This window comes from Lachnoclostridium sp., from assembly GCF_031997925.1.
In the GTDB taxonomy this organism is placed as follows: domain Bacteria; phylum Bacillota; class Clostridia; order Lachnospirales; family Lachnospiraceae; genus Lachnoclostridium.
Genome location: NZ_DAMADT010000022.1, coordinates 1 through 18,394, shown reverse-complemented (window position 1 = coordinate 18,394; position 18,394 = coordinate 1). Strand labels below are relative to the sequence as shown.

The 18,394-nt window shown below is 33.9% G+C and carries 24 protein-coding genes; 2 read left to right on the top strand and 22 right to left on the bottom strand.

The window, feature by feature from the left end; genetic code table 11:
* The first annotated feature begins 155 nt into the window (after positions 1 to 155).
* Positions 156 to 446, top strand: coding sequence for a helix-turn-helix domain-containing protein (locus RTP52_RS13825; RefSeq protein ID WP_312372062.1), 291 nt, complete (start codon positions 156 to 158; stop codon positions 444 to 446).
* Positions 447 to 554: 108 nt separating this feature from the next.
* Positions 555 to 1,109 carry a hypothetical protein gene (locus RTP52_RS13820; protein ID WP_312372061.1) on the top strand — a complete coding sequence of 185 codons (555 nt, stop codon included), beginning with the start codon at positions 555 to 557 and terminating at the stop codon, positions 1,107 to 1,109.
* 36 nt (positions 1,110 to 1,145) lie between these two features.
* On the opposite strand, the gene RTP52_RS13815 is transcribed toward RTP52_RS13820, so the two are convergent.
* From RTP52_RS13815 to RTP52_RS13710, 22 genes are all read right to left on the bottom strand, one after another.
* A complete protein-coding gene (locus RTP52_RS13815; protein WP_312372060.1) occupies positions 1,146 to 1,823 on the bottom strand; it encodes a C40 family peptidase in 678 nt (225 codons plus the stop codon).
* Entirely contained in the window at positions 1,816 to 2,292 is a 477-nt protein-coding gene (locus RTP52_RS13810) for a phage holin family protein (protein ID WP_312372059.1), read from the bottom strand. The genes RTP52_RS13815 and RTP52_RS13810 overlap by 8 nt, the downstream gene beginning before the upstream one ends.
* Positions 2,293 to 2,353: 61 nt before the next feature.
* The gene (locus RTP52_RS13805; RefSeq protein WP_312372057.1) at positions 2,354 to 2,485 is read right to left on the bottom strand and encodes a hypothetical protein; all 132 of its coding nucleotides are present in this window, start codon (positions 2,483 to 2,485) and stop codon (positions 2,354 to 2,356) included.
* A gap of 43 nt (positions 2,486 to 2,528) precedes the next feature.
* Positions 2,529 to 2,867: a hypothetical protein gene (locus RTP52_RS13800; RefSeq protein WP_312372056.1), complete on the bottom strand. Its 339-nt coding sequence runs from the start codon at positions 2,865 to 2,867 to the stop codon at positions 2,529 to 2,531.
* Between the two features lie 49 nt (positions 2,868 to 2,916).
* Positions 2,917 to 3,066 carry a hypothetical protein gene (locus RTP52_RS13795; protein ID WP_312372055.1) on the bottom strand — a complete coding sequence of 50 codons (150 nt, stop codon included), beginning with the start codon at positions 3,064 to 3,066 and terminating at the stop codon, positions 2,917 to 2,919.
* Positions 3,067 to 3,099: 33 nt separating this feature from the next.
* Positions 3,100 to 3,975 (bottom strand): BppU family phage baseplate upper protein, encoded by an 876-nt coding sequence (locus RTP52_RS13790; protein ID WP_312372053.1) that lies wholly within the window; start codon positions 3,973 to 3,975, stop codon positions 3,100 to 3,102.
* On the bottom strand, positions 3,968 to 5,050 hold the full coding sequence (locus RTP52_RS13785) for a tail fiber domain-containing protein (protein WP_312372052.1): 1,083 nt from the start codon (positions 5,048 to 5,050) through the stop codon (positions 3,968 to 3,970). Before RTP52_RS13785 ends, RTP52_RS13790 begins: the two co-directional genes overlap by 8 nt.
* The gene (locus tag RTP52_RS13780; protein ID WP_312372050.1) at positions 5,050 to 6,141 is read right to left on the bottom strand and encodes a hypothetical protein; all 1,092 of its coding nucleotides are present in this window, start codon (positions 6,139 to 6,141) and stop codon (positions 5,050 to 5,052) included. The genes RTP52_RS13785 and RTP52_RS13780 overlap by 1 nt, the downstream gene beginning before the upstream one ends.
* A complete protein-coding gene (locus tag RTP52_RS13775; protein WP_312372049.1) occupies positions 6,134 to 7,855 on the bottom strand; it encodes a hypothetical protein in 1,722 nt (573 codons plus the stop codon). The genes RTP52_RS13780 and RTP52_RS13775 overlap by 8 nt, the downstream gene beginning before the upstream one ends.
* The gene (locus tag RTP52_RS13770) at positions 7,855 to 10,164 is read right to left on the bottom strand and encodes a phage tail tape measure protein (RefSeq protein WP_312372048.1); all 2,310 of its coding nucleotides are present in this window, start codon (positions 10,162 to 10,164) and stop codon (positions 7,855 to 7,857) included. Before RTP52_RS13770 ends, RTP52_RS13775 begins: the two co-directional genes overlap by 1 nt.
* 242 nt (positions 10,165 to 10,406) lie before the next feature.
* Entirely contained in the window at positions 10,407 to 10,778 is a 372-nt protein-coding gene (locus RTP52_RS13765; protein ID WP_312372047.1) for a hypothetical protein, read from the bottom strand.
* Positions 10,779 to 10,787: 9 nt separating this feature from the next.
* Positions 10,788 to 11,402 carry a major tail protein gene (locus RTP52_RS13760; RefSeq protein ID WP_312372046.1) on the bottom strand — a complete coding sequence of 205 codons (615 nt, stop codon included), beginning with the start codon at positions 11,400 to 11,402 and terminating at the stop codon, positions 10,788 to 10,790.
* 3 nt (positions 11,403 to 11,405) lie between these two features.
* The gene (locus tag RTP52_RS13755; RefSeq protein ID WP_312372045.1) at positions 11,406 to 11,741 is read right to left on the bottom strand and encodes a hypothetical protein; all 336 of its coding nucleotides are present in this window, start codon (positions 11,739 to 11,741) and stop codon (positions 11,406 to 11,408) included.
* Positions 11,742 to 11,749: 8 nt separating this feature from the next.
* Entirely contained in the window at positions 11,750 to 12,181 is a 432-nt protein-coding gene (locus RTP52_RS13750; RefSeq protein WP_312372044.1) for a hypothetical protein, read from the bottom strand.
* Positions 12,178 to 12,495 (bottom strand): phage head closure protein, encoded by a 318-nt coding sequence (locus RTP52_RS13745; protein WP_312372043.1) that lies wholly within the window; start codon positions 12,493 to 12,495, stop codon positions 12,178 to 12,180. The genes RTP52_RS13750 and RTP52_RS13745 overlap by 4 nt, the downstream gene beginning before the upstream one ends.
* 8 nt (positions 12,496 to 12,503) lie before the next feature.
* Positions 12,504 to 12,791, bottom strand: coding sequence for a head-tail connector protein (locus tag RTP52_RS13740; protein ID WP_312372042.1), 288 nt, complete (start codon positions 12,789 to 12,791; stop codon positions 12,504 to 12,506).
* Positions 12,763 to 12,942, bottom strand: a complete 180-nt coding sequence (locus RTP52_RS13735) for a hypothetical protein (RefSeq protein WP_312372040.1) — start codon at positions 12,940 to 12,942, stop codon at positions 12,763 to 12,765. Before RTP52_RS13735 ends, RTP52_RS13740 begins: the two co-directional genes overlap by 29 nt.
* Positions 12,943 to 12,952: 10 nt before the next feature.
* On the bottom strand, positions 12,953 to 14,140 hold the full coding sequence (locus RTP52_RS13730; protein WP_312372039.1) for a phage major capsid protein: 1,188 nt from the start codon (positions 14,138 to 14,140) through the stop codon (positions 12,953 to 12,955).
* A 39-nt stretch (positions 14,141 to 14,179) separates the two neighbouring features.
* A complete protein-coding gene (locus tag RTP52_RS13725; protein ID WP_312372037.1) occupies positions 14,180 to 14,785 on the bottom strand; it encodes an HK97 family phage prohead protease in 606 nt (201 codons plus the stop codon).
* The gene (locus RTP52_RS13720; protein ID WP_312372036.1) at positions 14,754 to 15,998 is read right to left on the bottom strand and encodes a phage portal protein; all 1,245 of its coding nucleotides are present in this window, start codon (positions 15,996 to 15,998) and stop codon (positions 14,754 to 14,756) included. Before RTP52_RS13720 ends, RTP52_RS13725 begins: the two co-directional genes overlap by 32 nt.
* 11 nt (positions 15,999 to 16,009) lie before the next feature.
* A complete protein-coding gene (locus tag RTP52_RS13715; RefSeq protein ID WP_312372035.1) occupies positions 16,010 to 17,722 on the bottom strand; it encodes a terminase TerL endonuclease subunit in 1,713 nt (570 codons plus the stop codon).
* The gene (locus RTP52_RS13710) at positions 17,723 to 18,289 is read right to left on the bottom strand and encodes a hypothetical protein (RefSeq protein WP_312372034.1); all 567 of its coding nucleotides are present in this window, start codon (positions 18,287 to 18,289) and stop codon (positions 17,723 to 17,725) included. It abuts the gene before it with no gap.
* Positions 18,290 to 18,394 lie beyond the last annotated feature (105 nt).

Genomic DNA, 18,394 nt, shown 5'->3' with positions numbered 1-18,394 from the left:
TATTTTGTACATATTTTAAAATAATTCAGTGAATTGTTTCGTTAATAATATCATATTATTTGTTATATCGATATTTATTCTGTTATACAGATACTTTCTCTAACAATATTGTCCATATTTAGTTTGAATGTTAATATACATTTGAGGTGTAAAATATGTTTGACTATGTTGAGTTTGGAAACCGAATGTTTATTGCGCGGATGCGAAAAAATATGAAGCAACATGAGGTTGCCAAAGCCTTAAGCCTTGCTCAGTCATCTTATTCGGAGATAGAAAGCGGAAAAAGAGAAATTAATCTAACCCAGCTATTTACTATAGCTGATGCATTAGATGTTTCGGTTAATTATCTGCTTGGATTAGACAATACAAGCTATCAATTCTCTGAATCTGATTTATTGAAAATAGAAGAATATAAAATGTTTTTGCTAAGTCAGAAACATAAATAATTTTAGTCCTGGTTAATATAGCCGGGATTTTTTGTTTTAATAATTATTGCTTAATATTGTCTATAATGGTAATATTATACTATATAGATTACATAAGGAGATTGATTTATGGATAATTTAGAAATTATATCAATGACTATACTATCGATATTTTTAGGATTAATTTTTGTTGTTTTGATAATTCGACTAGCTGAGCAAAGTGCAGAAAATAAGAAATACTTAGAAAGTCTTATAAAGAAATATAATTGTAAATTGAGAACTAATTTAATACATGTTAGTGGTTTACCTATTTCAAATCATATGGAATGTAAATGTTTTATTTCGGATGATAAATACATATTTGTTGCTGATCATACAGAGTATGTATTAGACAAAAGTAAGTTGACTAAGATAGAGTTAAAAAAAGATATAGATATCCAGAAGCAAGCTATACCAAATACTAAAGGTGTTATCGCAAGTACTTCAGTATTTGGTACTGCCGGAGCTTTAATGGCTAAAAATTCTAAAACTGTTGATGTAACAACGAAGAAACAATTATTAATATTTAATTTTATAGATAAAGATGAACATAAACAATTAATATTTGATACAGCAAATATTCTTTCAGAAGAAAAAGCAATATCAATGTTTAATATAACTAAAGATAAAGTAATAACCATTTAGTAATAGCCCCTAGCATATAGCATAGGGGCTATTTTATTACATTCCTAATGCCGAAAGTATCTCTTTTACTTTCTTATCCGTTGCAGGTCCATATATACCATCTGTAGTAACATCGATAAGAGCTTGTAACTGCTTCACGTCTGTTCCGCGCATATAAGGAGTAATAAGCTTAAGTTGACGTTTTTCTTGCTCTGTGTATGTAATCCATGGGAGTTTACCATGCTTACACCACTTACCCTGATATGATAACTTTGTGATTTTTACTGCATTTAGAGTTGGAGCGCATTCAATACATTCACCATTGCCGAGGTAAAGTCCGACATGGCCAGAAAACCAAATTAACTCCATTGGCTTGATATCAGTCATATCAGTGCTGACATTTTCACATAAGTTAATAAGCCCATTGGCATTAGTGTCTGGTACAGTGTTGGAGTTGTAAACTCCTTGTTTCCCATTACTCCAACCCCATAAAATAGATTTTAAGAGGTTTGAACAGTCAAAGCCATAGTATTGCTTGCCTACTAACTTTTTACGCTCACTAATACGTGCTTGCGTGTACCACGAAGGAAACTGTTTAGCCTTTTGGTCGATTACTGCATCGGTGATAAGTTGTCCAGCTCCACCGTAGAGGTAGCAAGTATTAAAATTATTTACGATATCTAAAACTTTTTCTTTTACCTGTTGATCTGTCATTAACTTTCTGTAACTACTCATTTGTATCACCTTCCTTATCCATATCGAAGTTGGCTTTACCTTCTGTTTGTTTTTTGATGTACTTAACAACATTCTTTAAAAATAATGGTAAAGGTGTTCCAATATCAGTAATATTCTCTAAAATACTTAGTAACTCGTTGCATATAATCCATATCGCCACAATGCATGCAATTAAAAATGTAAATGGTAATGTAATCCCAATAGTTGAGCTTGCGTACTGTAATAACCAGTCAACGATTGCACCAACCACGACTAAAAGCCACATGCATACTTTCTTTAAAATTCCTCTAAATCCCTTGTAGCTATCTACTTTTTGATTGCGATATTTTGCTGCTATAACTCCTGTAGCATAATCAATAACATTACAACCAACCATGATTAATACAGGAATGGCTAAGATTCCAAGTAGGCTCATGAAACCACTCGCAATTGAAACAATTATTGCTTTTATTTTATTTAATACTTCCATCATCCCTCTTTCTGCATACAAAAAGAGCACTACTGTGAGTGCTCTATGTATACATTAATTATTAATCTGTTACTAATTCTTCGCAACCGCTATCAACTAAAATTTCTTTTACAGATGCTTTTAGTAATGCTGGTACAAGCTCATAGGTTTTCTTGCTTAGCATAATCTGTTGTGCCCATAACATTGCCATCATATCAAGACCTCCTTTCCCTAATAGTAAACTAAGTATAAATGCTCTAATCCGCATATACTACCTGGCTCATTTCGAGGATACACTCTGTAAGCATAGCGTTACTTTCCTCTAGATCTTTAATTCTTTTAGATGTAGTATCCACATCACTAAGCACAAATGTAGCGATTCCATCTCGAATAGTTGCTTCAAATACATATTTGTTTGTGTAAATTCCACATACACTGCCATCTTCCGTTAGAATTTGATACATTGATAAATTATCTTCTGTCAAAGTACTGTATGTACTTGCAAATTCATCAGGCGATATTTCCATACTGATAAAATTTGGTGCTGCAGTCAAGATATTATGGACGGTACCATCTTTTAGTCTGATTTGTTCCATGTTTTTTCTCCCTTCATGGTTTATTTTGTTATATTATGGTAGAATCTACTTACAGGGCTCTACGATGAGTGGCTAAACTCTTAGCTATTTCTTTTCCATCAAGCTTTATTGCTATAGTTTGTTGCTGACTTTGAACTTTCTTTTCAAGGTCGGCAACTTTCTTTTCTAGTTGTTTAAATTTCTTTCTTGATATCCACATATAAACTCCCTTCTTAGTTTGTTAAATAATGATTTAATTAGTATCCCATATGAGAGTACCAAAAATAGTTGATCCAGCCACTAAAGAAGCTCCTGAATAATTACCTATTTTAATAGTTCCGTCTGAATATGCTAACACATGTATTAATTGACTTGTACTATCTTTTGCGCCCAAGCTCGATGCAAAAGATATAGGAGCATGAGCAGTATCAAATGTACCAACCGTAACTAGTGTTTCGATAGGTACTGTATTACCTACAGTTATTACATAATAATACACACATCTACCTAATTTCTTAATACACAGTCCGGCATGCGTAAAGTTGTTTGTAGCAGTTATTGTGATATTTTTGGTAACTAAAGATTCATTTAACGTATTAACATCATCCCTTATTGCTTTACCACGTCTTGCATCCCACGCAAACCCCTCTACCGTAACAGCATCATTATTCGCAATGTTGACAACCTTCTGAACCGCATCAAGTGCTGCTTGTGTAGCGGAGTCACACTCTGCCAATGCTTTTTCTAGGCTTCCTGAATAGTTACTTGGAGGAAAAGATCCATCATTTAATGAATCTATATCAACATAAAAAATAAAACAAGCTGAGGATAAACGCTTGTTGTTAGCATCATATATTTTTAAGTCTGCTATTACTTTGCCGGGAGATTGAAGCTCGTTACCAATTATATTATATGTGCATGATTTTTTATCACTGTTTACTATCGCATTATTTTCTACGCTTAAACCACTTGATTGTGAAAATACTATTCTTACCGTATTCCCAGTTAAATCAAAATCTCTGATATTAATATTAAAAGTGATATTGTTATCACCTTGACATAATTTTATATTAGTCTCGACCGGCTGATTTCGTTCAGTACTTAGTTCTATGTTATAAGGTTTATTCACTCGCCTTCCTCCATTCTAACTTTTCTACTTTTTTAACTAACATATCTAAAGTCTTTTTCATGTCAGTTATTAACTTTTTATTGCTTTTATCTTTTTTCACTAGCTTATCAATAATTTTAACATTACGATTTCTATCCTCGATTAATAGACCTATAAACTCCTCGTATCTTAACCCATACCCATATCCATTCTTCTGCTCAAACTTAATAAATCCAGCAAACTCTTGTGATGATATTCCACACTTTTTTAATTCACGTTCAACGTCTTGTGCAATAAGTCCAGTATGGTATCTATCGCTTTCGCCATTGTTGAACTTATATCGCTTTGGTTTAAGTAACGTCAAGAATTTTATATACCTATCATCTAAAATTTCTATATCATGCTTTTCTTTTTTATCAGATGTGCTTATTGTAGAGTTTTGCGCCCACACTGTATTCCATCTATTATTTATACTACCCGAATCCATTGAGCCATTACCTGATGGAGCAAAAATATTACTTCCATATATTTTCACATAAGAAGAATTTTCTCTCCCAGCTAGATAGATTTTATCATGGTTGAGATGGTTTCCATTTGCGTATACATCTTTAGAATAAACATACCCAAATGTATAGTTAGGTGTACCAATATCAAATGCTCCTGATGAGCTTGGTCTTAGTGCACCTGTGTCTAAATAAAGAGTTAAATTAGATGCCGCAGACGGCTTTAACGCAGAATGACTATGTGTTGTAGGCGCATACTCCGTATGCTTATGTTCTTTATTAGCAAATAATTCGTTTGCTTGAACCTCAGTTAAATATCCATCTCCTGCAATTGGTACCGTACCAGAAATTTTATCAAGTATAATATAGTTATCATTGATATGAGCGAGCAATATCGTGTCATTTACTGAAGGGTTAGACATATCAAGTCTCTTGTATTTTTTCTCGCTTTCGGTACTCTCTCCGTAGAATGTTATCTTGTAATATCCATCTTCAAAAAGTGAGGTGACTGTAGCTAGGCGAAAACACCGTTCTTTTTCATTATCTTTTTTCTGCTCATCATCCAAAATATAATCATTAGCTGTATCGTACATTAGATTGGCACCACCTTCTTGCAATAATGAATCATATCACCACCTGGACTTAAGTCCATACTCCATGCTTCTTCAATATACTTTGCTTGCACGTCTATATCTTTATTTTTAATTTGTAGACATGCTTCGTGCCCGTGGTGTGGCATTAATCCTGTCTTAAATCTTAGAGTTTCATATGCGACTGAATTAGATGCCAACTTATAAACAAGAGCATCAAGAGAAGCTTGATCTGCTATATCAGATACACTCGCAATATCTACAATCTTTCTTCCCCTGTTTGGTATGCTTAATATACTTGTAGGATCGTTATTCTCATAATTACTTATCAGCAACCCTCTGTCAGGATTTTCAAGATATCTAACAATTTTATTTGGTACATTAAAAACATCTAGTCCTTGTTCAACTCCTGTCTTAATTATGCTATTATGGTCGGTTTCATAAGTATCTTCAATGTCTCGTAGAACCGGTAATTTATATGGTAATGCTGTGGCTATACCAATTTCATTAAAATGCAATTTGCTATAATTAATGCTGATTAACAAACTATTAATTGCATCGAGCTTACTGGTTCCAATTTCGAATTCTACATCCGACAAAAGTACTTTATCTGAAGGGGCAATATCATAACTGATTATTCCTGCAGAGGTTAAAATATTTTCCACAGCTCCGGTATATGTATTTCCGGTTTTTACACAATGTCGTACATCAAATTTATCTTCACGCACTATTACAGATTGATCGTACAAATCACACTTTTTACTTATGGACCTTCCGTTGTGTGCACGAGCAGGAGAACTAATTAAAAGTACTCCTAGAGGAAATGTTATTACTTCATTCTCTAGGTGTAAATTAAAATGAATCTTAAGTCGCTCATCAATTGAATTGATATCTGATATTTCATTGATTATAAATGATCCAGTTCGCATAAGGCTCATGCGTGTGTCATAAGAAATACTACCTTGGGCAGATACTAACCCAAGGTAGTTATTATTCTTATCGATCAGCTCATATTTAAAACTAATCTTACGATTTCCAAGTAGCATACTTTTAACTTCTTCATGAGTGTATTTCTCAGTTGCAAGGCTATTCATTTACCTCAACTCCTTCATTATAAAACACTTTTGTAAATGAAATGTCTATGTTGTAGCCCATATCAAGCGTAGCATTCGTGCGGTTTAGCCTTGTAATCTTACACCATAACTTAATGCCTCTGTTGTCTCGGTAAAGAACTACTGTAGATTTATAGAACATTCTTCGTAGCTTTGCATACTGCTCTTCATTAACAAATGCATTACGTGTAATAACTTGTCTCTCATGCTCTCCATCCTCTACGACTGGATCAATACGCCCACTATACTCTACTAAATCAAATTCTTTCGAAAGTTCTTCCGAAAAAGGAATAAACCTTTCTTCGGATAAGTCAACTCTTACGATATCATATTTATCACTAACGATAAATCCACTTGTTAATGCTAAGGCTACTGCTTGATTCGAATCCGTAAATCCACCGTTGTATGATCTGACAAAGTATTTACTATGTTCATTACATCTAATTGCTGTGTCGATATACTTTTTATCTGTTAATTTAGCAATTAGAATTATTTCTTCTGGATCAATGCGATATAGATAAGCTGTATTAGTATCAAATTCAGTGTTTATATTTACTATGTCACCATTGATAGAAACTGATATGCTTGGCTTATTTGGCTTTGTAGTATTAATCGTAAATATTCTACTAGCGAAGTTACTCCATAGGCTGTAGCTATTGATGGTTCTTAGGCGTAGTTCGTAACTTCCATCAAGTAAAAACAAGTTAGGTTTTAAGTTTGTTTCTTGTGTTGATTTAGCAGATTTATAGATGATTTCTCCATCTTTTTTAATTTCTGCTTCATAACCAACTTGATCCGATGCGGTCCATTCAATAACTGTTAATGCGTCATTTTTTATAGATGTTATTACAGGTAAACTAGGCTTTCCTTTGATAACAAATTGAGCTACGGAAAATCCACTTACTTGGTCTATTTCATCAATTGTCTGTAATCTCCATTCAATCTGACCTGTAGGAAATGTATTTGCTGGTGTAGCATATATCATTCTGTTAGTTGTTTCGCTACTTAATGTATACCAGTTACTTTCTCCTGATTTTCTCCATTGAAGAACATAACCCTTTTGTTTTGATAGGGTTAAAGTATTAAATGACCATCTAAACGTTAACTCTCTATCAGAATCTGCATAAACATCAACCGGATATAGAAGTGTTGGTGTAACTGGTAATACATCCTCATATTCGATAGTAAGCAACGGATAGCTACTAGAATTTTCATTCGATAGTATATATAAATCATCTATGTTAGGATTTGGAACATTTACCATTACAGAAAATAGGTTGTTAACAACGTTATTCATAAATAATTCTGTAATGTCTCTTTCTTTCGTATAACTTTCTCCAGGATTTAAACTAACTGTCTGCTTATCTAAAATAGGTGAGCTTACACTTCCTCGGCTCGCATAGTTATTAAATGTTAATTCTGCAATACTTGAACTAGCTGCGTATGCTCGATAGTACACAGCACCAAAACCAGATCCTATATCTGACTTAATTGTTACGCTTAGTTTCACGCTATTTATTTTCTTAAATCTTATTTCATTAGGTATGGCAAATTGTAATACCGCAGCATATCGAGTAGGGTTCTTCTGGTCGGCTGGCCAGTTATCTGTTTTAAGCTTAGTAGCTGTAGAATGATTTGAATTGTCAGCTATACTTATATATGTATCCTCATAGCATCGTAGTGTTTTAGTATACATTATACCCTCCTTGTAGCCATGCGCCGGCCCTTGACTAAATTTATAATGTCCTGTACCTCTTGGATTTCATTTGCTTTCACTTCTAAACTGATATAATAACTATCTCCTGACATCATGGATCTGCTTTCTCTAGCGTTGTAAATTCGACTTCCAGTAGGAAATTCAACAACCTCTGGACCTTCTTCACCGACTACCGTTTTTCCACCGCTATAATTCAGCGTACCAGATGCGTTATTTTTAATTAAACCACTTTTTTGAGATGCACCTTGTAACGCTTCTGTTGCGTTTCCTGCAGAATTAACAAGTCCTTGCGTTGACATAGAGGCTTCTTTCATGGCACTACTAACTGATCTAATACCGCTAATTACTAGTCCGATAACAGCAACAATTGCTGCAAGTACTAATAAAAATGGTATAAGATTTGCTGTTGTTGCTGCTGACGTCGTTGAGAATAACCCCATAGCCAAACTTAGCCCAGAAGTAACCGACGACCAAATTAATTTTAACTTTGTTATATTGCTAATTACTAATGATAATATACTTATAACTGCTATTATCACATATACAGGTCCAGGTATATTTGATAATACAGTAAATACCTTACTAAGCACTTCTAAAAAAGGGCTTAATGTATCTCCTAATTCAACCAACTTGGTTTTCATATTTTCTAACCCTTTTTTAAACCTATCTCCTGTACTATCAAGGTTCTTTAAATTTGCTTCTGTTTTTCCACCAGAGTCTCCTATACTCTGCAAGTTTTCTGCAAAACTTTCAGCTCCACTTCCAGTTAGTAGCAACATTGAATTTAATGCTTGTGTGGATCCAAATAGTTTGGCCATTGTTTCGGTATTACCTCTACATCTTTGATTAACCATTTCTAAAAACTTAGAAAGACCCATACTTGATAGAGCAGTTGCATTGAATTGTATGTGCAATTTATCGGCAACTTCTTTCGCCTCAGCAGTTGGCTTAATTATATTACTTATGGCAGCCTTTAAAGATGTTAATGATTCGCTTGCACTTCCATTAGTAAGTGTTAGTGTAGCTACGGAAGCAAGCACTTCATCTAACGATATACCTGCCTGTTGTGCTAATCCGGCAACTTTACCAAAACTCTCTCCTAGAGCACCAACTGTTGTTTTACCTTTATCCTGTGTTTCAATAAGTTTGTCAGATATTAAAGTAACATGTTCGGCAGATATACCATAAGAGTTCATAATTGTTGTTAAAACATCTACTGCAGTAGCCGTATCTGTAAAACCTGCTTTTGCCAGTTTAGCGGCAGCACTTGTTACATTTAACGCATCTTTCGTTTCGACATTGGACGAGATACATTGATTTAATGCCTCAGCAATACTTACTGCGCTTTGACCTGTTTGTTTCGCAATATCGTAAACACCTTGCTTTAAATCTCTAAAAGATACAACCGTTGTATCTGCAATTGTTTTAACTTTTGCCATGGAAATATCAAAATCAATATAAGCACTAAGTCCCTCTTTTACACGGCTTAAAGCTTCTTTCAAAATGTAAAGCTTACCAGCCATATCGGCTGCACTTTCACCACTTTTCTTCAACTTGTCATTCAGATCACCTGATGGGCTTTTTAAATCTTCTAATCTTTTCTTTGTGTCTGACAAAGTATTATTTAGCTTAACAAGTTGTACTTCATTTTCAAGATATTGTTGCTTTAATTCATTAAGCTGATTTTCGGTAGCACTTCCACTAATGCTTGCTTTTTCATATGCATTTCTCGTTATATCTAATTTCTGGGCTTGTAACTCTATCTTTTTTGTTAGCGCATCAATAGTTGTTGTGAGTTTCTTACTCTCATCGTCACTACCGTTTAGCCTTTCAGCGTTTAACTTTAGTTCACTATCAATTAGCTTCATGTTACTATCAAGTAAACTTAGTTTATCGGAATAACCTTCTGTGCTTTTTGCTGAATTTTCTAATTTCTTTTTAGCTTCTTCAAGCGCATTATTCATTACTGAAAGTGACTTTTCGCTATCTATATACTTCTTTCGAACACTATCAAGTTGTTTTTCAGTTAATTCATTGCTCTTTCCTGCATTATCAAGAGCTGTTTTATTTAAATTAACTTTTTGTGTCTGCAAAGCGATTTTTTCGCTTAATCTCTGTACTTCTAATTCAGCTTTTGTTGTCTCATCTGCATATGATTTCATTTGCTCCTGAGATAATTTAAACTCACTATCTAAGAGTTTCATCTTTCGATCTATCTCAGTAACACTATTCGACATCTGTGAGTAGTCGAATTGTAATGTTATTACCTTTTTATAATTGTTACTCAACTATACCCACCCCGCTATATCTTTCATGCTTGTTATGCTTTGATTATCACTAGAGCTATTAGTGTTATTAGTGCTAAAATACTTAGACTTGTACTCATAATTGTTATAAATTGCAGCTTCCATTTGCTTTTCATCATTATAAATTTCTATCATCGTATATATTTGTGAAAGGGGCGCATGCCAGAATTCATCTGATGAGCGCCCAAGTTTAATACAATACAAATAAAAAAGTATGTCGAAGTCTATGTCGATTTCTTGACCATAAACTCCGTCATACTTTTTTTTTGAAACTCTTTTATTTCTGCTTTCTTTTCTTTTCCTAGGCTATCAGTGAAGTCTTCAATTATTGAAGTAAGCGTTTCTAAATCCAGATTTGATACAATCTGTTTTGCTTTCTCAATACTCATGTCAGACTCATGTTCCATGCTACCGGCATAAATAATCCGTGCGCACAACTCTGTATATTCAGATTCTAAAGCTTCGCTTAAACCTCCATCAAAATCAGCTACTAAATGTTGTATTGCGGCTGCATCAAATGTTACGTTGATACTTTTCCCATCTTCAAATTGTAATTCGATTTCTGTTTTCGGTTTTACTGCATATGTTTTTTTCATTTAAACCTCCTATTTTACTACAAAAGTAGTAGGTGCAGCACTAAAAAAAGTATCGGCTTTTTCCTCTGTAAATGCTTCATTTGCAGTATCGCCAAATGCACGGATAGCACCATCGAATGCACGAGGTATAAAAGATATTTTAATACTGTCGGTTGAATAATTGATATTACTTTCCGATTGCTGAGATGTACTTGAAATTGGTTGAGCCTTTCCTTTTAGCAGCCAAACACATTCCCTTTTCCCATTCGTCTGTTCTACTTCATACCCAAATGCAATGTATACCGATTGATCTGCCTTATTTTCTACTAATATACCATCGGCATATGTATTCCCAAGCATTGTTGCTCTATGCTCAATTGGTATTTTAGTGGCACCAAATTGCATATCAATTCCGGTTATTTTAGCACTATCATCAACCTTTGCCCCGTTACCATATAAAGTTCCAGTTGCTAATGTCGGTGTTATCTGAATTTCCATAGCTTCGCCAAGGCTATCGACTTTTCCATAAACGCAAGCCGTATCATCATCCGAAGTTAATAAAGTGAATACTGGGTTTTTAATGTTTATCCTGTATGCCCTTTTACTTGGCGTTCCTGCAAAGAATTGCAAGTTAACTTTTTTCATTATTTATTCCTCTCTTTCTATTATATGAAAACTGAAAGTAGCTCTATATAATTTCGCTTCTTTGTCAAAATATTTCTCCATGTATGGCAACGAGTAATATTTTTCATGTTTGAGTGCTTGGTACAATTTTTTAGATGCTTCATCAAGTGGATTTTTAGCTTTGTAATATAAATCAACCTGTACTTTGAATTCATCAATTACGCTTGAACCATCACCATTAAGTCCTGGCGATATGCTATAAATATCTACGAGAGTACATGGTACTGGTAATTTATCAAATACACTGTCACATTCAATTTCTAATGTACTTTTTATCAGATTAATTAATTTTTCTTCCATATGCTCTCCTAGATCGATTTACTAATAGTACGATCAACAATGCTTCCAATATCATGTTCTGAATCACTTAACGAATGATCAATGAAGTGTGTCGCTCGAGTATGAATCATACCATTTCTGACAGTACCATCATTCAAAAACTTCCACTTGTATCCAGTATTTTTGCCACCTTGTATTTTTGCATATAAACCACCATTTCTATCACGTGATACGGTGAATTTAACATCATCTTTCATATGCTTGTATGGTTTTGAACCATCGTAATTTTTTGCGCTATCATCAAGACTTGATCGGTTCAATCTGCTTTCCACATTTCTTTTTACTACTACGGCCATTTCAATTAAAGCTTCTTCCTCGTTAACAGCAATACTGTCCGGAATCTTCCCTATCAGTTCAGAGATTTCGAAAAAACAATTATTATAATTTAACTCTGCTTTCATTTTGTACTCCAATCCTTAAACGTTGCCAGAATCTCTATATACTCTTTGCTGTATCCATACTCATTACTATATTGAATATCAAAAATCATATTCCTAAAGTGTATTTCCATATCCTTGGTAATTGGAGTTTTAGAGTACCTTACAAGGAATCTTGTCTCTATATTTTCGATATCAATATTATTTCTTATAATCTCTTTCCCAGATATGTTTGTGATTTTCGCCCAGCACTTTCTTACAAGGATACTTTCTTCTGTTTTTTTATTGAAAGTTCTTATTTCGATACGCTTATTTAACTCTCCTGGATTAACATTCATATCATCACCTACAATAGATTAATACAATACATTCCAAGTATGGTATCAACTACCTTGTTTACGTTGCTTTTCTCTACATACATTGACCGATTGTTGTGCATGTCTTGGCATAGCACGTATAAAGCAATAGTAATATCCTCATGTGTATCAATACTTTCGTCATCAAGCCCGGTATATGATCTAATATAAGCTTTGGCAGCGTCAATAAATACTTGAATATCCGATGTGTTGTAATCTTCATCGTCAAACCTTAAATACTCTGCAATATTACTTACTTGAACCTCGCTTACCTTCATTTTTTTTCACTCCTTTTGTTGGAGTTTCAACTTCATCGATGTATCTGGCTTGTAAAAGATCTTGGAGTACAATTTCGTTATTGTACTCCATCTCTTGACCTTTTCTCATGCTAAGAACACCGGAAAAACTAACCAACGCTCTTATTTTCATAGAATGCCTCCTATGATGCTTTTTGCTCTAAAACGGCAAGCTTTTGATTATCTGTCACCTTGGAATCAAACTCGAACCAAGAAACTACTCCAATTGCATGTTGTGTAGCATACTTTTCTAATAATATTTGAATCTGCACATCTTCTCTCATGTTCACGGATAAACCGGAAAGATCTCCATATAATACTGATTTTGCTCCTGCTGAAATAGTTGGCATATTATCAGATAAATACACAGGCTTACCAAGCAAGCGATACGGAAACTCACTTGTGTAGTCATCCTGTAATAAATATCTATCATTCGAATCCTTTAACTTCTTGATAGCTGTAAATGTTGTTGGGTTCATGATCCAACATGCATTGCTCTGGTAGACTTGCTTAATCTTCGCCTGTAGTTCGATTAATTCATCAGCTGTAATAACGGTTGCAGCCATAGTGCTTAATTTTGTAGTTGTAGATAATGCTCCTGTGGCTTTTCCAGAAGTACCGATTAATAATTCCTTTTCAAGGAAAGCTGCGATTTCTTCTGCCATTTGAGATACAATAAAGTTAACAACATCTACATCTCCATTGTTGATAACAGACTTACCAATAAGTGTTAATGCACCAGCTAAATAACCTGTTAAATCAACACTTGAAAATGCTCCTGAGTCAGCTGTAATATCAACAAATTCTTGTTGGTATCCAACATTAATATCATGCGTAGTGTTTGCCTTACCCCAAGCAGGTACTTTTAATGTTCCTTTAACATGATAGATGGTAGCTTTTGCATAGATAGGACAAATATCTTTTACCGCTTTGATAATACGGTTTGCGATTGTTACAGGAATAATTGCTCCATTGTTCCCCATGGTAAGATTTTGCTCTCCTGCACGACTTTCCATAATTATTCCAGCTTGACCTCTTACATAGTTAGCAAATGATCTAATTTCAGCATCTTCTTGTGTCTCTTCTTGGTTTTTTACTGTTTTTTTAGTTCCGATATTTCTCGCTCTCTCTTCTGCTGCAATTGTGGCATCGATTGCATTAATTTTACTTTCAATTTCATTAAACTTTGTCTGCTCATCATCTGAAATCGCTCTTGTTTCAGCTTTTGCTCCGTCTAAAATACTCTTTAATTCTTCTTCTAGTTCTGCCCTCTGTTCCTCAAGGCCTTTAAGTGTTGCTCTAAACTCCGCAATTTTTCTTACTCTGTTCATATATTTTTTCCTTTCTTTATATAAAAATAAGCCGACTTTTTATCGGCTTTTTAAACATTGGATTCTGTTTTCGAATTCTGAATAATCAATAGGTTCTTTGTTTGCTTCGATTAAATTTTCAGTAACAGCCTTATTTTCATAAGCTCGTTGCTCAATCACCTTGTCACCATCTGCTCTTGTTTCAATAGAAGTCGCTGTATAGCAAGGATTCATTCTATTATCAATGATTGATACTTCAAATAAGTCTAGGTCCTTAATACGCCTAATTGGCAAACCTTCTGATCTATTTTCTATATCATCATCATTAACATACATTCCAAATGACCAGCCTTTTAGCTTACCATCCTTTGCATTTTGCATTACGTCAATATCTGTAATCGTGCAAACTGCCCGCAATCCGATGTTATCTTCCCATAATTCAATGTTTCCTTTTTGTGTAGAACCTAGGTTTCTATTTTTATCATGATTGAGTAACAAATCAACATTTTCTGCTCTTTCTAAAGCTCTCTCAAATGCTCTTTGTTCGATTACTTCAACAACTTTACCATGTGGTGTTATTACAGGGTTACTAAGACGCTCTACAGCATTTACATATCCGTCAATAACAACGCTGTCATTTCGTATTTCTATTCTCAATATTATCACCGCCTTTCAAATTCTGCATGTCTACCGATGTACCTGTATTCGCAATAAATACCTCTTGCGTTTTAGTGTTATAGAGTACTGCACCCAATCCCAAATTGATAAAATCAAGCCCTAGAGGTTTCATATCCTCTTGATACCTTGCTTCATCGATTGTCATAACTTTGCTATCAATAGCTGTTTTATAAGTTTCAAATCGGTCTTTTGCACTACCTCTCAGCAGTTCTTTCGTATCAAAAGCATAATAAAAGGACTTCTTCTCCTTTTCTAGGAGTAAGTCCTCATTTAAAGCCGATTCGATTATCTTCATGAAAGGAAGAACTGCAAGTTTAACAAATTTTTGTATTTCTTCCTCTGGTTTTATTGTTACACTTGAACCGTTAAGTAGATTAGGTGACATGTGAAATATCTTACATATCTCAGCAGCATTTGAAGTCTTCCCTTCGTTTAACTGCATTTCAACTGCAGTATTCGATGATTCCTTGAACTGCAATCCTTCATTAAGTATAATTACATTTTCAGCATTATTCGAATACTGGTTTCTAAATGAATCTTTTAAATCATCAATTGTTTCTTTTGTTACTTTCTTTTCGCTAGTAAGATATCCTTTTTTGTTTCCACCTTTTCTCACAAGTGCATCTTCAAATCTCAAAGCGTTATATGCTACTGATAATATCAAGTCGTTTTCCGATACAATACTTTCTCCACTTGCACCATTTATGGTATTTCTCAGTATTTTTATAAAGTTATAAGGATTGTAAGATGTTCCTTGCACTGATATATTAAAATCTTTAAATATTGGGTCTGTATTTTCCTGTATTGCAATATTTTTTTCATCAACATAGTGAATACTTTTTACTTTCCCTTGCTCTTTGTTGATATAGATATAAGCACCTTTTCCTAGAAAATAGTCTCTAGTTACTGCCCTCCACATCTCACTAGCATTCAATGTATCACCTGTTGATTCATTTAGCAATGTAACCCTATAGTCATCTATTTCTTTAGTTTCTTTCTCGCTATTAACTACACTTTCTTGGTATAGTTTAATTGGCGTAGATGCAATTATATCTCCTATCAGGCTAATAGCACCTGATACTGTAGGTATTTGAATTGCTTTGTCCTTTGTCATTTCCGTCTTTGCCAATAATGACCGCAATAAGGCATCTTCGAATGATACTTCTTCTGCTCTTTTTTCTTTCTTCTTGAAAAATCTCAACTTCTCACCTCCTAGCCTGTTTGAAATACAAAGTCATTTTGACCATTTAATAATTCTTGTTCTATTAAGTATGTAGAGTTTATATTGCCAACAACCTGGTCAACTTTTCCTACAGATTTCTTCTTGTTAACATATTTGTTCTTATTTGTATCCTCTGTACATCTTGCATTTTGAAAATTAATTTCTAGCATTAAATTCTCATCATATTGATATTTTTTACTTAATATCTTCTCTTTTAGTAACTTAGTAGGAGAATGTAATACACTTGAATGTTGTTTTATTTCTACACACTCAATACCTCTATTCTCCAATTTTTGAATAGTTGATAATGCATTCCATCTATCATAACCTAACTGAACTATTACAACTCCATATTTATCTTCTAATGAAAGTATGAAATCTTCTATAGCTGTATATGATATAACTTCATCACCACATGCAAAACAACTACCTTCTCGTATCAATTTCTTATAGTCAACGCCTTCTCTCTTAGATTTATAATCTATCTTATCCGCAGGTATAAAACCAAATGTCTTAGAGTAGAGTTCAGATTCTTCTACTGTATCACCTTCATAAGTTTTCATATCAACGCATACATTATCATCTGACATAGATAAGTCCAATCCTAACCATACTCTCCGACCTCTCCACCAATTATCATCTGATCCCCTCTTGCATTCTCTTACTTTTGTAACATCAACATATCCTTCTACTCCTAGGCCTTTATATTTAATATTATTATGCTTGCAAAGATAATTTTCTCTTTTATTCTCATATAGGATGGCATCTTCTCGCATGTCCTTAATTGCTTCGAAGATATGCTCATTTTCTACTGCAACAGGATTGCTTTGATAGATTACTAAGTCATTTGTTTGCCACTGATCATTAGCAAGCAAATCATCGTCAGGCTCAAAAAGTAAAGAAAACATTCGCTTGTTTTCTCTTAATCCATCTAGTGTTTTCTTTGCCTTATCGATTTCATCAATCATTACATTATTGTCGTTCGGATACTGAGTACTGATAATGATACCTAGCTTGTTTAGTAGCGTTATCTGTGATGATCGCATTGACTCTACAGGATAACTATCCATCGCTCCAGCTTCATCTGCTAAAAATGCATTAGCAAGTTTACCGTCCATTTTATCTTCTGAATATGCTAAGGGTGTGTATTCGCTTTCTGTAAGTAAGCAACGAATTTCGCTTCTTAGCGTCTTAAATACAGGTTCTAATTCATCACATAAAAGAGGACTTGATTTTATTATCTTTCTAATTGCAAGTTGTAGCTCTTTGGATAATTTTAAATCTGGTGCAACTGAAAAGAACCTGGAAAATCTAGGTTCAGTTAACATTAACAAAATAAAAATTACTGCAGAATCAAATGTTTTAAAATTTTTCCTTGCTATCTCTTCCAGTACGGTTATGTAATAACGTATATCTAATCCTTTATCATTCTTTAGCTTCGTACAAAATGTTGCTATTATGAGTAACATAGCATGGTTTGATAAGCCTGCATCCATTGGCACATTTAAATCCGGATGTATCATTAGTTTTAATATGTTAATTACTTTAGTATAAGATTTCTCATCAATAAACGCTTCATCATCAGTGCCATCAGCTATATTCTTCCATGATTCACATTGCTTTTTTACATACTTTGGAACTTTTCTATTATCAGGAATTAATGCAAATTCACAGTATTTATATGCTCTGCTTTCTTGTATCAACTAATCACCGCCTAAAGCTTTTAACAAAGCGTTGGTTTTGCTTTCCGTTTTCTTTGAAATGCTTCTAAGTGCAGATGCAACTGTCATTATATTCTCTTTTTCAATATCGAGGAGCATTTTCCTTTTCGTTTGTATTTGCTTATCGCACTCTATCATGGTTGCAATAAACGAAGCCATATCTTTTCCAAACTGTCTAACTAGATTAGCTTGCTTATCTTCTGGTGCGTTATCAATTGTTTCATCAAACTTCTCTTGTAACATTAATGTTATTTCAAATAGTTTATTCCGCTTTTCTTCAAGATCATTGCATTCTGCTTGTAACATACAATATCTATTTAAAACTGGCTCATAAATGGCGTCGTTTTTATTAATTTTTTTAAGTAAATCATTAATTCTTTTGAATTCTTTATTTGCAACAGGATTACTTTTTACTTCTGGTCTTGCTTTCATAGCAACGCCTGTTGTAAGTGCATCTTCGCCTTGCTTTCGCTGACTTAATTCTTTTTTTGTTCTATGTGATTTCTTTTCATTTGCTAATACGATATATGGTTTTGGTGGTGTTGGCATTTAGCAAAACCTCCTTTCAAAAGCTGATGTGGGAAAGAATTATGCGTTATGGTGGACAGTAGGTGTTAAGAAGGCCTCTTAAAATATTTTTTAACCACCGGGGGG